The sequence below is a fragment of the Pseudomonas sp. Tun-23181 genome (assembly GCF_057415455.1).
On the sequence record NZ_CM171630.1, the window covers coordinates 5348720 to 5362326 of the forward strand.

Consider the following 13607-nt stretch of genomic DNA (forward strand, 5'->3'; position numbering starts at 1 on the left):
ATGAAAAAACGCATCGTCCTCTACAAACGCCTGTCCGATGAGCTCATGCAGCGTCTGCAGGCTCACGCCGAGGTGACCTTGGTCGAGGCCCCGTCTGCCGATGGCCTGGCCCGCCTGCGTGCGGCACTGCCTGGGGCCCATGGGCTGCTCGGCGCGAGCCTGCGCCTGGACAGCGCGCTGCTGGGCCTGGCGCCGCAGCTTGAAGTGGTCTCCAGTGTGTCGGTGGGGGTGGACAACTACGACATCGACGAACTGGACCGCCGCGGCGTGCTGCTGACCAACACCCCTGACGTGCTCACCGAGACCACCGCCGACACCGGCTTCGCCCTGCTGCTGGCCTGCGCCCGGCGGGTGGTCGAGCTGGACGGCTGGATCCGCGATGGCCACTGGCGTGCTGGCATCGGCCCGGCGCAGTTCGGCTGCGACGTGCACGGCAAGACCCTCGGCATCGTCGGCATGGGGCGCATCGGCGAAGCCCTGGCGCGCCGGGCCCAGGCCGGCTTTGGTATGCAGGTGCTGTATCACACCCGGCGGCCGCGCCCCGAGGTGCAGGCGCGGCATGGGGCTCGTCACCGCAGCCTCGACGCCTTGCTGGCAGGGTCCGATTTCGTCTGCCTGTGCGTGCCCCTTGGCCCAGAGACGGAAAACCTCATCGGCGAGCGGGAACTGGCGCTGATGAAGCCCTCGGCGATCCTGGTGAACATCTCCCGTGGCCGGGTGCTGGACGAGCCGGCGCTGCTGCAGGCCCTGCGCGAGCGGCGCATCCGTGGCGCCGGCCTGGACGTCTTCGTTCGCGAGCCGTTGCCTGCGGACTCGCCGCTGCTGCAACTGGACAACTTGGTGGTGACCCCGCACATCGGCTCGGCCACCCAGGAAACCCGCGAAGCCATGGCCCGTTGCGCGGTGGACAACCTGCTCGCCGCGCTGGCCGGCGAGCGGCCGGCGAACCTGGTGAACCCCCAGGCCTGGGAGCGCCGGGCAGGCTGACCGGACGGAGCCTGCACAGGCCCCAGCGTGGCTCGTTGCAGGCTTGCCGAGGCTACCCCCGAAAACAACAACAGCCCCGCACGAACGGAGCGTATGCCTTGTATGACCTGATTGACTTGTTAAAGGAGAGGCTCAAGCCATGCCTAACGACGAACCTGCCTTCGCGCAACCGGCGCGACGCGAGTTCCTGCGCAAATCACTGACCCTCATTCCGGTGGCGACCCTCGCCAGTACCGGCATGGGCGGGGTCGTGCTTGCCGAAACTGCCAAACCCGCATCCCCTGCGGCCCGAGAAAAAGCCCAGGTTCAGGCCCGCGCCTACCAGCCGACTTTCTTCAGCGCTGAAGAATGGGCGTTCATCGTCGCTGCCGTGTCGGTGCTGATTCCGGCCGATGCACTGGGCCCTGGTGCTGCGCAGGCCGGTGTGCCGGAGTTCATCGACCGCCAGCTCAATACCCGCTATGGCAGCGGTGGCCTGTGGTACATGCAGGGGCCGTTCCACCCGGATGCCCCGGCCGAACTGGGCTACCAGCTCAAGCTCAGCCCCCAGGAAATCTATCGCCTGGGTATCCAGGAGACCGATGCCTGGTGCAAGGCGCAGTGGCAAAAGCCCTTCGCCGAGATGCCCCTTGCGCAACAGGAGCAGGCCCTGGAAGCCCTGGACAGTGGCAAGGCGCAGTTCCAGTCGGTGCCCGCCGCGACCTTCTTCGCCATGCTCTGGCTCAACACCCGCGAAGGCTTCTTCAGCGACCCTCTGCACGGCGGCAACCAAGGCCTGGCCGGCTGGCAACTGGTGGGGTTCCCCGGTGCCCGCGCCGATTTCATGGATTGGGTGGAGCGCGACGAGCGCTATCCCTTCCCGCCGGTATCCATCAGTGGCGAGCGAGGCTGAGCAATGGCCCAGGTGATGAAAAAAGTCGATGCGGTCATCGTCGGGTTCGGCTGGACCGGCGCCATCATGGCCAAGGAGCTGACCGAGGCTGGCCTGCAGGTGGTGGCCCTGGAGCGCGGGCCTGCCCGTGACACCTACCCGGACGGGGTCTATCCGCAGACCATGGACGAGCTGACCTACAACTCGCGCAAGAAGCTGTTCATGGACATCTCCCGCGAGACCGTGACCTTGCGCCACAGCCTGAACGATATCGCCGTACCCTATCGCCAGTTCGGCGCCTTCCTCCCCGGCACGGGGACCGGCGGGGCAGGGCTGCACTGGTCCGGCGTGCACTTTCGGGTCGACCCGATGGAGCTGCGCATGCGCAGCCATTACGAGGAACGCTACGGCAAGGCCTTCATCCCCGAAGGCATGACCATCCAGGACTTTGGCGTCAGCTATGAAGAACTGGAGCCGTACTTCGATTTCGCCGAGAAGGTCTTCGGTACCTCCGGCACCGCCTGGTCGATCAAGGGCCAGGTGGTCGGTCGCGACACAGGCGGCAACCCGTTCTCCCCGGACCGCTCCGATGACTTCCCGCTGCCGGCGCAGAAGAACACCGTTTCGGCCCAGTTGTTCGAAAAGGCCGCCCGCGAGGTCGGCTACCACCCCTACAACCTGCCCTCGGCCAACACCTCCGGCCCTTACACCAACCCCTACGGGGCCCAGATGGGGCCGTGCAACTTCTGTGGCTACTGCAGTGGCTATGCCTGCTACATGTATTCCAAGGCCTCGCCCAACGTGAATATCCTGCCGGCCCTGCGCCAGGCGGAGAACTTCGAGCTGCGCAACAACGCCCATGTGCTGCGGGTGAACCTCAACGTCGAGAAGAACCTGGCCACCGGCGTGACCTACGTCGATGCCCAGGGGCGCGAAGTGGAGCAGCCGGCGGACCTGGTGATCCTCGGCGCGTTCCAGTTCAACAACGTGCGCCTGATGCTGCTCTCGGGTATCGGCAAACCCTACGACCCGGTCCGCAACGAAGGGGTGGTGGGGCGCAACTTCGCCTTCCAGAACCTCTCCACGGTGACGGCATTCTTCGATAAGGACAGCCACCACACCAACCCCTTCATCGGTGCCGGCGGCAATGGCGTGGCGGTGGACGACTTCAATGCCGACAACTTCGACCACGGTCCTCACGGCTTCGTCGGCGGCTCGCCATTCTGGGTCAACCAGGCCGGCACCAAGCCTATCGCCGGTACCAAGACCCCGCCGGGTACGCCCAAGTGGGGCAGTGCCTGGAAGGCCGCGGTGGCCGACAGCTACAGGCACATGCTGTCGATGGACGCCCACGGTGCGCACCAGTCCTACCGCGACAACTACCTGGACCTGGACCCGGTGTACAAGGACGCCTACGGCTTGCCGCTGCTGCGCATGACCTTCGACTGGAAGGACAACGACGTGAAGATGAACCGCTTCATGGTCGAGAAGATGCGCAAGATCGCCGAGGCCATGGGGCCCAAGGCGCTCACCGCATCGATGAAGGACTTCGGCGAGCATTTCGATGCCACCACCTACCAGACCACCCACCTCAACGGCGGCGCGATCATGGGCACCGATCCCAAGACCAGCGCCATCAATCGCTACTTGCAGAGCTGGGACGTGCACAACGTGTTCGTACCGGGCGCCTCGGCCTTCCCCCAAGGGCTGGGCTACAACCCCACCGGGCTGGTGGCGGCGCTGACCTACTGGTCGGCACGGGCCATTCGCCAGGTGTACCTGAAGAACCCAGGTCCACTGGTGCAGGCATAGGAGGCCGAGCATGAAACGATTTCTGATCGCCGCCCTGAGCCTGGGCGTCAGTACCCTGTCGTACGCGGTAGACGCCGTCGACCCAGCGCTGGTGAAGCAGGGCGAGTACCTGGCTCGCGCCGGCGACTGCGTGGCCTGCCACACGGCCAAGGGCGGCAAGCCGTTCGCCGGTGGCCTGCCCATGGAGACGCCCATCGGTACGCTGTATTCGACCAACATCACCCCCCACCCGACCGGCATCGGCGACTACCGCTACGAGGACTTCGAGCGCGCCGTGCGCCAGGGCATCGGCAAGAACGGCAGTACCCTGTACCCGGCCATGCCGTATCCCTCCTACGCCCGGGTCAGCGACGACGACATGCGTGCCCTCTACGCCTACTTCATGCACGGCGTGCCGCCGGTGGAACAGGCCAACCAGGACAGCGACATCCCCTGGCCGTTGAGCATGCGCTGGCCGCTGGCGTTCTGGCGCGGGTTGTTCGCCCCCGAGGTCAAGCCGTTCGAGGCCGCTGGCCGCGACCCGGTGCTGGCCCGTGGCGCATACCTGGTCGAGGGCCTGGGGCATTGTGGTGCCTGCCACACGCCCCGGGCGCTGACCATGCAGGAAAAAGCCCTGGACGCCTCTGAGGGCGATGCTTACCTGTCTGGCAGTGCTCCGCTGGAAGGCTGGATCGCCAAGAACCTGCGTGGAGACCACAAGGACGGCCTGGGCAGTTGGAGCGAGGCGCAGATCGTCGACTTCCTCAAGACTGGGCGCAACGAGCGCACCGCGGTGTTCGGCGGTATGAGCGACGTGGTCGAGCACAGCATGCAGTACATGAGCGATGCCGACCTCACCGCCATTGCCCGCTACCTGAAGTCGTTGCCGCCGGTGAACCCGAACGACACGCCGTTCCAGGAGGACCGCCAGGTCGCCGAAGCCTTGTGGAAGGGCGATGACGGCAAGACTGGCGCGGCGCTCTACGTGGACAACTGCGCCGCCTGCCACCGTACGGATGGCAAGGGGTACGCGCGGGTGTTCCCGGCCCTGGCCGGCAACCCGGTCTTGCAGGGCGAGGATGCCACCTCGCTGATCCATATCGTGCTCGAAGGCGGGACCCTGCCGGCTACGGCGACAGCGCCTTCTACCTTCACGATGCCGGGCTTCGCCTGGCGGATGACGGACCAGGAGGTGGCCGATGTGGTCAACTTCATCCGCGGCAGCTGGGGCAACCAGGGCGCGACCGTGACGGCGCGCCAGGTGGCCGGTTTGCGCAAAGGGCCACGGCCTGCGCTGACGGTCGACTCGCTGATCGGCGATACGACAGGGGTGAAGGAGCCCTGACCTGCCAGGGGGCTGCAAGGCAGCCCCCGCTCAAGCACCGCGAAACACCACGCCGATACGCCTGCACTCCCATCGTTCTGCTCATCGCCCTCCCGGCCTGTCACCAGGGGCAAGGCCTGTAGCTGTGTTCGCAAAGCCACGAAACAGGCCGTGCAGGCTATTCTGACAAGCCAGCAGCCCGGACTATGCTTGCCAGCGAGAGGAACGAGCTTGCCACCTGCGGCAAATACGACAACTGCCGGCAGCACCTTGAACAGGGTGCCGTTGCTGGACACGAGGGAGAGCGTCCATGAGCGAGGAGTCCAGGCCGGTACCCGCCGGCTTCAGCGAGCAGCAACTGCACACCTTGTTCGACCTGATCAGCGACGGCATCTGGGACTGGAACGCCAATACCGGTTATGTCTACCGCAACCCCGGCTGGTACGCCATGCTCGGCTATGAGAGCCATTCCATGGCCAACAACGTGCTCACCTGGGAGAGCGTGATCCACCCGGAGGACTATCCACGGGTGATGGCCCACTTCGAGGCGTACATCAACCAGCGCAACGAACGCTACCGTATCGAATACCGCTGCCGTTGCCAGGATGGCAGCTATATCTGGATCGAGGACAGCGGCCACATCATCGCTCGCAACGAGGATGGTTCGGTGGCGCGCATGCTCGGCGCCCACCGCAACATCGACGCGGGCAAGCGCCTGGTGATCGAGCTCCAGCAGAAGAACCAGTCCCTGGAGAGCCAGGTGGCCGAACGGACGCGCGAACTGTCCTGGGTGAACCAGCAGTTGCAACGGCAACTGGACGAGAACCGCGAACTGGCCGAGCGCGATGCGCTGACCCGGACGGCCAATCGCTATCGCCTGGAAAAGACCCTGCAGCAGGAATGCGAAAGGGCCCGGCGCTTCCGCCAGTCGCTGGCGTTGATCGTCATGGACGTGGACGACTTCAAGCCGATCAACGACCACTACGGCCATGCCCGTGGCGATGCGGCGCTGCTCGAGGTGGTGGAGCGCATCCGCCAGTGCCTGCGCGACCAGGACCTGCTGGCGCGCTGGGGTGGGGATGAGTTCGTCGTGGTGCTGCCGCAGACAGGTCTGGAGGAGGCGCTGCAGGTGGCGAGGGCGATTCGCCAGGCCATGGAGGCGGTCGAGCCGGTGGGGGATTACCGCCTGACCATGAGCTACGGGGTGGTGCAGTGGCGGGAGGACGAAGACCAGTACTGCCTGCTGGCCCGTGCCGACAAGGCCCTGTACCGGGCCAAGGCGGCTGGCAAGGATACCGTGGGTGAGTAGGGGAGCCGAGGCGGCCACCCGCACATGAAAAAAGACCCGCGGCGCCTGTGGCGCAGCGGGTCAAGTCGGCTGTCGCCGCTTCAGTATCAGATGTGCAGGGCGTGGCCCAGGGCGCGCAAGGCCGCTTCCTGGACGGTCTCACCGAGGGTGGGATGGGCATGGATGGTGCCGGCGACGTCTTCCAGGCGCGCACCCATCTCCAGGGACTGGGCGAAGGCGCTGGCCAGCTCCGAGACACCCACTCCCACAGCCTGCCAGCCGAGGATCAAATGGTTGTCACGGCGCGCCACCACCCGCACGAAGCCACTCTTGGACTCCAGCGTCATGGCCCGCCCGTTGGCGGCGAAGGGGAACTGCGCGACGATGCAGTCCAGCCCCTCCTGGCCCGCCTGTTCCGGGCTCTTGCCGACCACTACCAGCTCCGGGTCGGTGAAGCACACCGCAGCGATCGCGGTGGGTTCGAAGCGCCGCGCCTTGCCGGCGATCAGCTCGGCGACCATCTCGCCCTGGGCCATGGCCCGGTGGGCCAGCATCGGTTCGCCGGTCAGGTCGCCGATGGCCCAGACATTGCGCATGCTGGTCTGGCAGCGCGCATCCACGGCCACGGCCGGGCCGTTCATCTTCAGGTCCAGGCACTCCAGGTTGAAGCCCTGGGTACGCGGCCGGCGGCCGACCGCCACCAGCACCTGGTCGGCCTCCAGGCGCAGTTGCCCGCCCTGGCCATCGCTGGCCAGCAGGCAACCCTCTTCGTAGCCTTCGACGCTGTGCCCCAGGTGCAGGGCGATGCCTAGCTTCTTCAGCGACTCGGCCACCGGTTGGGTGAGTTCGGCGTCATAGGTCGGCAGGATGCGCTCGCGCGCCTCCACCACGCTGACCTGGGCCCCCAGCTTGCGGTAGGCGATGCCCAGCTCCAGGCCGATGTAGCCGCCACCGACCACCACCAGGTGCCGGGGCAGGGCCTTCGGCGCCAGCGCCTCGGTCGAGGAGATCACCGGGCCGCCCAGGGGCAGCATGGGCAGCTCCACGCTATTGGAGCCTGTGGCCAGCAGCAGGTGCTCGCACTGGATGTGCTGGCCATCGACTTCCACGCGCTTGCCATCGATGATCTTCGCCCAACCATGGATCACCTTGACCCCATGCTTCTTCAGCAGGGCGGCGACGCCACTGGTCAGGCGGTCGACGATGCCGTCCTTCCATTCGACGCTGCGGCTGATGTCCAGGCGTGGCGAAGACACGCTGATGCCCAGGGCGGACTGCTCATTGTGCTGGCAGGCCTGGTGGAACTGCTCGGCGACATGGATCAATGCCTTGGACGGGATACAGCCGATGTTCAGGCAGGTGCCGCCCAGGGCCTGGCCTTCGACCAGCACGGTGGGGATGCCCAGTTGTCCGGCGCGGATGGCGGCCACGTAGCCGCCGGGGCCGCCGCCGATGATCAGCAGGGTGGTATCGAGGATCTGTTGCATGCTCACTCCACGAACAGGCAGGCGGGCTGTTCCAGCAGGCCGCGCACGGCCTGAATGAACAGGGCTGCATCCATGCCATCGACCACGCGGTGGTCGAAGGAACTGGACAGGTTCATCATCTTGCGCACGACGATCTGGCCGTCGATCACCATGGGCCGCTCGACGATGCGGTTGACGCCGACGATGGCCACTTCCGGGGTGTTGACCACCGGCGTGCTGGCGATACCGCCAAGGGCCCCGAGGCTGGTCAGGGTGATGGTCGAGCCGGACAGTTCCTCGCGGCTGGCCTTGTTGCTACGGGCGGCATGGGCCAGGCGGGCGATCTCGCTGGCATTGCTCCACAGGCTGCCCGCCTCGGCATGGCGCAGTACCGGCACCATCAGGCCGTTGTCGCCCTGGGTGGCGATCCCCACGTGCACCGCGCCATGGCGGGTGATGACCTGGGCCTCGTCGTCGTAGGTGGCGTTGATCTGCGGGAAGTCACGCAGTGCCACGACCATCGCACGCACCAGGAACGGCAGCAGGGTCAGCTTGCCACGGCTGTCGCCATGCTTCTGGTTGAGCTGCTGGCGCAGGGCCTCGAGGGCGGTGACGTCGATTTCCTCGACATAGCTGAAATGAGCGACACGGCGCTTGGCATCCTGCATGCGCTGGGCGATCTTGCGGCGCAGGCCGATCACCGGCACCTGTTCACTGTCGCTGCGCTTGGCGTAGCCGCCCGGCGCCTGGCCGGCGCTGGTCTGCGGCTTGCGCATGAAGGCATCGAGGTCTTCGTGCAGGATGCGCCCGGCGGGGCCGCTGCCATGCACGTAGCGCAGCTCGATACCGGCATCCAGCGCGCGCTTGCGCACGGCAGGGGAGGCCAGCGGTTTCTCGTGGGCCTGGCGTGGCACGATGGGCGCGGCGGGCGCGCTGGCGTGTGCGACGGGCGCCTGGGCCTCGACATGCGGCGCGGGCTCGGCCGGGGGCGGCGCGGCCTCGGCTGCCAGCGGCCTGGCCTGAGGCTCGTCGACATGGTTGCCGCTGCCTTCGACCTCGATGCGGATCAGCTCGCTGCCCACCGCCATGACTTCACCCGGCTGGCCGCCCAGGGACAGCACCTTGCCGCTGACTGGCGAGGGGATTTCCACGGTGGCCTTGTCGGTCATGACATCGGCCACCACCTGGTCCTCGGCGATCATGTCGCCGACCTTGACGAACCACTCCACCAACTCGACCTGCGCGATGCCTTCGCCAATGTCCGGCATCTTGATGACGTGCGTGCCCATTCAGACCTCCATGACCCGTTTCAATGCCGCGCCTACCCGCGAAGGGCCGGGGAAGTAGGCCCATTCCTGTGCGTGGGGGTAGGGGGTGTCCCAGCCGGTGACGCGCTCGATCGGCGCCTCGAGGTGATGGAAGCAATGCTCCTGGACCAGCGCCACCAGTTCGGCGCCGAAGCCGCAGGTACGGGTGGCCTCGTGGACCACCACGCAGCGGCCGGTCTTCTTCACCGACTCGACGATGGTCTCCAGGTCCAGCGGCCAGAGGCTGCGCAGGTCGATGACCTCGGCGTCGACGCCGGTCTCCTCGGCAGCCGCCTGGGCCACGTAGACCGTGGTGCCGTAGGTCAGCACGGTGACGTCGTTGCCCGGGCGGGCGATCGCTGCCTTGTCCAGGGGCACGCTGTAGTAGCCATCCGGCACGGCGCTGTGCGGGTGCTTGGCCCAAGGCGTCACCGGGCGCTCGTGGTGGCCGTCGAAGGGGCCGTTGTACAGGCGCTTGGGCTCGAGGAAGATCACCGGGTCGTCGCATTCGATCGAGGCGATCAGCAGGCCCTTGGCGTCATAGGGGTTGGACGGCATCACCGTGCGCAGGCCGCAGACCTGGGTGAACATCGCCTCCGGGCTCTGGCTGTGGGTCTGGCCGCCGTAGATGCCGCCGCCGCAGGGCATGCGCAGGGTCAGCGGGGCGATGAACTCGCCGGCCGACCGGTAGCGCAGGCGCGCCAGCTCCGAGACGATCTGGTCGGAGGCCGGGTAGAAGTAGTCGGCGAACTGGATCTCCACCACCGGGCGCAGGCCGTAGGCGCCCATGCCCACGGCGGTCCCGACGATGCCGCTCTCGGAGATCGGCGCGTCGAACACCCGCGACTTGCCGTACTTGTTTTGCAGGCCTTCGGTGCAACGGAACACGCCGCCGAAGTAACCGACGTCCTGGCCGTAGATCACCACATTGTCGTCGCGCTCGAGCATGACATCCATGGCCGAGCGCAGGGCCTGGATCATGGTCATGGTGGTGGTGGACATGGCGGTTTCCAGATGGATGCTGTTGTTGTGGTCGTTCATCTCAGACCCCCAGTTCCTGGCGCTGGCGGCGCAGGTGTTCGGGCATCTCCTTGTACACGTCCTCGAACATCGAGGCGGCACTGGGGATATGGCCATTGCTCAGGGTGCCGTACTGCTCGGCTTCCTTCTGGGCCTTGAGGACCTCGGCCTCGAGCTCGGCGGTGACCGCCTGGTGCTCTTGCTCGGACCAGTGGCCGATGGCGATCAGGTGCTGTTTCAGGCGAGCGATCGGGTCGCCCAGCGGGAAGTGGCTCCAGTCGTCGGCCGGGCGGTACTTGGACGGGTCGTCCGACGTCGAGTGCGGGCCGGCGCGGTAGGTCACCCATTCGATCAGGCTCGGGCCCAGGCCGCGGCGGGCGCGCTCGGCAGCCCAGCGCGAGGCGGCGTACACCGCGAGGAAGTCGTTGCCATCGACCCGCAGCGAGGCGATGCCGCAGCCGACGCCACGGCCGGCGAAGGTGGTCGCTTCGCCACCGGCGATGGCCTGGAAGGTGGAGATGGCCCACTGGTTGTTGACCACGTTGAGGATCACCGGGGCGCGGTAGACGTGGGCGAAGGTCAGGGCGGTGTGGAAGTCGGACTCGGCGGTGGCGCCATCGCCGATCCAGGCCGAGGCGATCTTGGTATCGCCCTTGATCGCCGAGGCCATGGCCCAGCCGACCGCCTGGACGAACTGGGTCGCCAGGTTGCCGCTGATGGTGAAGAAGCCGGCTTCGCGCACCGAATACATGATCGGCAGCTGGCGGCCCTTGAGCGGATCGCGCTCGTTGGACAGCAACTGGCAGATCATCTCCACCAGCGACACGTCGCGGGCCATCAGGATGCTCTGCTGGCGGTAGGTGGGGAAGCACATGTCGGTGCGGTTCAACGCCAGGGCCTGGGCGCTGCCGATGGCTTCCTCGCCCAGGCTCTGCATGTAGAAGGACATCTTCTTCTGGCGCTGGGCGACGACCATGCGGTTGTCGAAGATCCGCGTCTTGAGCATGGCACGCATGCCTTGGCGCAGGATTTGCGGGTCGATGCCTTCGGCCCATGGGCCCAGGGCATTGCCCTGCTCGTCGAGCACGCGGACCAGGCTGGAGGAGAGGTCTGCGGTGTCGGCGGGTTCGACATCGATGGGCGGTTTACGGACTTGCCCTGCGTCGTTCAGGCGCAGGTAGGAGAAGTCGGTCTGGCAGCCTGGCCGGCCGGTAGGCTCGGGCACATGCAAACGCAGGGGGGCGTACTCGTTCATGCTTTTTACGCTCGCTCGGATGTTGTTTTTGTGAGCTTTGAAGCGGCCGCCGCTGGATACCGGCTTGTGACCGGTAGGTCAGCGTTAAATACAATCATAGGGGCATGGCAGGAGAATTTTTCTCTCAAGTTGATTGCCTTCGCCGCCAGACGCAGATAAATATTCTGTACAAACACAAGAAACAGGTGAATTTGTCTCATGCGCAAACTGGATCGCACGGATATCGGCATTCTCAACAGCCTTCAGGAAAACGCCCGGATCACCAACGCCGAGCTGGCCCGTTCGGTGAACCTGTCGCCCACGCCCTGTTTCAACCGGGTCAAGGCCATGGAGGAGCTGGGGGTGATCCGCCAGCAGGTGACCCTGCTGTCGCCCGAGGTGCTGGGGCTGGACGTCAACGTGTTCATCCACGTGAGCCTGGAGAAGCAGGTGGAGCAGTCGCTGCATCGCTTCGAGGAAGAGATTGCCGAGCGGCCGGAGGTGATGGAGTGTTACCTGATGACCGGTGACCCGGACTACCTGTTGCGCGTGTTGCTGCCCAGCATCCAGGCGCTGGAGCGTTTTCTCGACTACCTGACGCGCCTGCCTGGGGTGGCCAACATCCGCTCCAGCTTTGCCCTCAAGCAGGTGCGTTACAAGACCGCCTTGCCGTTGCCGGCCAATGGCATGACCTTGCGCGAGTGAGCGGGGGCAGTGTCAGCCCCTTCCTACAAGTTTCTCGCGAGATCAATCCCCCGCTGTTCATAAATTGCTACGGAAACCTTCCGGGCTGCTTGATATTTTCAACGCCCAGCGCCTATGGTTGTGCCTGTCGCCGTTCACGGCATACGAAAACAATAAGGACAGTGTCATGACGACCAATGACCAGCGCTCGTTCGCCGAGCGCTTGACGGGCATTGACGAGATCGAGTGCATAACCCCCGACCTCAATGGCATCCCTCGCGGCAAGGTAATGACCGCCGAGGGTTTCCTCGAGGGCCGGCGCCTGCAGATGGCGCGAGGGGTATTGCTGCAGTGCATCATGGGCGGCTACCCGCCGGCCAGGTTCTATGGCAGCGACGACGGCGACCTGGCCCTGGTGGCCGATCCTGCGCAGGTCCACCGCCTACCCTGGAGCGACGAGCCGCGGGCGCTGGCCATCTGCGACGCGGTCGAGTTGGACGGCGCGCCATCGCGGCTGTCCAGCCGTGGTCAGCTCAAGGCGGTGATCGCCCGCTACGCGGCCAAGGGGCTGGCGCCGGTGGTCGCCACCGAGCTTGAGTTCTTCGTCTTCGCGCCCAACCCGGACCCCACCCAGCCCTTCCTGCCGCCGCAGGGCCTGGACGGCCGCCGCGAACTGGGGCACTCGGCCTTCAGCGTCAGCTCCAACAACGGCCTGCGCCCCTTCTTCAACGAGGTGTACCGGTGCATGGCGGCCCTTGGTTTGCCGCGCGATACCTTCATGCACGAGATGGGCGTCAGCCAGTTCGAGATCAACCTGCTGCACGGCGACCCGCTGTTGCTGGCCGACCAGACGTTCCTGTTCAAGCACCTGCTCAAGGAGGTGGCGCTCAAGCATGGCCTGACCGTGGTATGCATGGCCAAGCCGCTGGCCCACACGCCGGGCAGTTCGATGCACCTGCACCAGAGCCTGGTGCAGCTCGACACGGGGCGCAATGTGTTCAGCGACGCGCAGGGCCAGCCGACCGAGACGTTCCATCACTTCATCGGCGGCCTGCAGGCCTGCATGGCCGACTTCACCGCGCTGTTCGCGCCCAACGTCAACGCCTACCAGCGCCTGTGCCACCCGTACGCCTCGCCGAACAATGCCTGCTGGTCGCACGACAACCGTGCCGCGGGCTTGCGCATCCCGGCCAGTTCGGCGGCGGCGCGACGGGTCGAGAACCGCCTGCCAGGCGCCGACGCCAATCCTTACTTGGCCATTGCCGCCAGCCTTGCCGCCGGCCTGCACGGCATCGAACAGCGCTTGCAGCCGGAACCGGCCATCCAGGGCGAGTTCGCAGTGCCTGACCACCTCAGCCTGCCCTGCACCTTGCATGCGGCCCTGGAGCGCCTCAAGCGCAGCGCCCTGGCCCGGGAGCTGTTCGGCGAGGAATTCATCGATGGCTACGTCGCCACCAAGTCCCTGGAGCTGACCGACTTCCTCGATGAGATCACGCCCTGGGAGCGACGCGTGCTGGCGGCACAGGCCTGATCGCGACACAACCGGCACTGGACGCGCCCCCGGCGATTTTTTTCCGCGCCGGGGGCCTGCACCACCCTGGATTTCCCCTTATGCTTGCCCTGCAGTGGCCATGC

The 13607-nt window shown here is 66.3% G+C and carries 11 protein-coding genes; 7 read left to right on the forward strand and 4 right to left on the reverse strand.

What is annotated here, in order from left to right; translation table 11 throughout:
* The 5 genes from ACDI39_RS25325 (at position 1) to ACDI39_RS25345 (ending at position 6282) form a co-directional block, all read left to right on the forward strand.
* The gene (locus ACDI39_RS25325) at positions 1–987 is read left to right on the forward strand and encodes a 2-hydroxyacid dehydrogenase (protein ID WP_486537151.1); all 987 of its coding nucleotides are present in this window, start codon (positions 1–3) and stop codon (positions 985–987) included.
* Positions 988–1126: 139 nt separating this feature from the next.
* Positions 1127–1879, forward strand: coding sequence for a gluconate 2-dehydrogenase subunit 3 family protein (locus tag ACDI39_RS25330; protein WP_225789341.1), 753 nt, complete (start codon positions 1127–1129; stop codon positions 1877–1879).
* Between the two features lie 3 nt (positions 1880–1882).
* Positions 1883–3670 (forward strand): GMC family oxidoreductase, encoded by a 1788-nt coding sequence (locus ACDI39_RS25335; protein WP_225789340.1) that lies wholly within the window; start codon positions 1883–1885, stop codon positions 3668–3670.
* A 10-nt stretch (positions 3671–3680) separates the two neighbouring features.
* Positions 3681–4994: a c-type cytochrome gene (locus ACDI39_RS25340; RefSeq protein WP_486537152.1), complete on the forward strand. Its 1314-nt coding sequence runs from the start codon at positions 3681–3683 to the stop codon at positions 4992–4994.
* A gap of 289 nt (positions 4995–5283) precedes the next feature.
* Complete coding sequence (locus ACDI39_RS25345) at positions 5284–6282, forward strand: diguanylate cyclase domain-containing protein (protein WP_225789338.1); 999 nt, start codon at positions 5284–5286, stop codon at positions 6280–6282.
* Between the two features lie 86 nt (positions 6283–6368).
* On the opposite strand, the gene lpdA is transcribed toward ACDI39_RS25345, so the two are convergent.
* Genes lpdA through ACDI39_RS25365 form a run of 4 tightly spaced genes read right to left on the reverse strand, consistent with a single transcriptional unit; the run spans position 6369 to position 11309 of the window.
* Entirely contained in the window at positions 6369–7748 is a 1380-nt protein-coding gene (gene lpdA, locus ACDI39_RS25350) for a dihydrolipoyl dehydrogenase (RefSeq protein WP_486537153.1), read from the reverse strand.
* Positions 7749–7750: 2 nt separating this feature from the next.
* Complete coding sequence (locus ACDI39_RS25355; RefSeq protein ID WP_486537154.1) at positions 7751–9016, reverse strand: dihydrolipoamide acetyltransferase family protein; 1266 nt, start codon at positions 9014–9016, stop codon at positions 7751–7753.
* The gene (locus ACDI39_RS25360) at positions 9017–10075 is read right to left on the reverse strand and encodes an alpha-ketoacid dehydrogenase subunit beta (protein WP_225789335.1); all 1059 of its coding nucleotides are present in this window, start codon (positions 10073–10075) and stop codon (positions 9017–9019) included.
* 1 nt (position 10076) lies between these two features.
* Positions 10077–11309 (reverse strand): 3-methyl-2-oxobutanoate dehydrogenase (2-methylpropanoyl-transferring) subunit alpha, encoded by a 1233-nt coding sequence (locus ACDI39_RS25365; protein ID WP_225789334.1) that lies wholly within the window; start codon positions 11307–11309, stop codon positions 10077–10079.
* A 198-nt stretch (positions 11310–11507) separates the two neighbouring features.
* On the opposite strand from ACDI39_RS25365, the gene bkdR reads away from it, so the two are divergent.
* A complete protein-coding gene (bkdR, locus tag ACDI39_RS25370; RefSeq protein ID WP_054891915.1) occupies positions 11508–11993 on the forward strand; it encodes a Bkd operon transcriptional regulator BkdR in 486 nt (161 codons plus the stop codon).
* A 268-nt stretch (positions 11994–12261) separates the two neighbouring features.
* Positions 12262–13503, forward strand: a complete 1242-nt coding sequence (locus ACDI39_RS25375) for a glutamine synthetase family protein (RefSeq protein WP_225789374.1) — start codon at positions 12262–12264, stop codon at positions 13501–13503.
* Positions 13504–13607: the final 104 nt, after the last annotated feature.

What these genes read in the sequence shown, in the direction of transcription:
- ACDI39_RS25360 (WP_225789335.1), bottom strand. Translation starts at nt 10,075, where the DNA reads ATGAACGACCACAACAACAGCATCCATCTGGAAACCGCCATGTCCACC.
- bkdR (WP_054891915.1), top strand. Translation starts at nt 11,508, where the DNA reads ATGCGCAAACTGGATCGCACGGATATCGGCATTCTCAACAGCCTTCAG.
- ACDI39_RS25355 (WP_486537154.1), bottom strand. Translation starts at nt 9,016, where the DNA reads ATGGGCACGCACGTCATCAAGATGCCGGACATTGGCGAAGGCATCGCG.
- ACDI39_RS25365 (WP_225789334.1), bottom strand. Translation starts at nt 11,309, where the DNA reads ATGAACGAGTACGCCCCCCTGCGTTTGCATGTGCCCGAGCCTACCGGC.
- ACDI39_RS25345 (WP_225789338.1), top strand. Translation starts at nt 5,284, where the DNA reads ATGAGCGAGGAGTCCAGGCCGGTACCCGCCGGCTTCAGCGAGCAGCAA.
- ACDI39_RS25340 (WP_486537152.1), top strand. Translation starts at nt 3,681, where the DNA reads ATGAAACGATTTCTGATCGCCGCCCTGAGCCTGGGCGTCAGTACCCTG.
- lpdA (WP_486537153.1), bottom strand. Translation starts at nt 7,748, where the DNA reads ATGCAACAGATCCTCGATACCACCCTGCTGATCATCGGCGGCGGCCCC.
- ACDI39_RS25335 (WP_225789340.1), top strand. Translation starts at nt 1,883, where the DNA reads ATGGCCCAGGTGATGAAAAAAGTCGATGCGGTCATCGTCGGGTTCGGC.
- ACDI39_RS25330 (WP_225789341.1), top strand. Translation starts at nt 1,127, where the DNA reads ATGCCTAACGACGAACCTGCCTTCGCGCAACCGGCGCGACGCGAGTTC.
- ACDI39_RS25375 (WP_225789374.1), top strand. Translation starts at nt 12,262, where the DNA reads ATGACCGCCGAGGGTTTCCTCGAGGGCCGGCGCCTGCAGATGGCGCGA.
- ACDI39_RS25325 (WP_486537151.1), top strand. Translation starts at nt 1, where the DNA reads ATGAAAAAACGCATCGTCCTCTACAAACGCCTGTCCGATGAGCTCATG.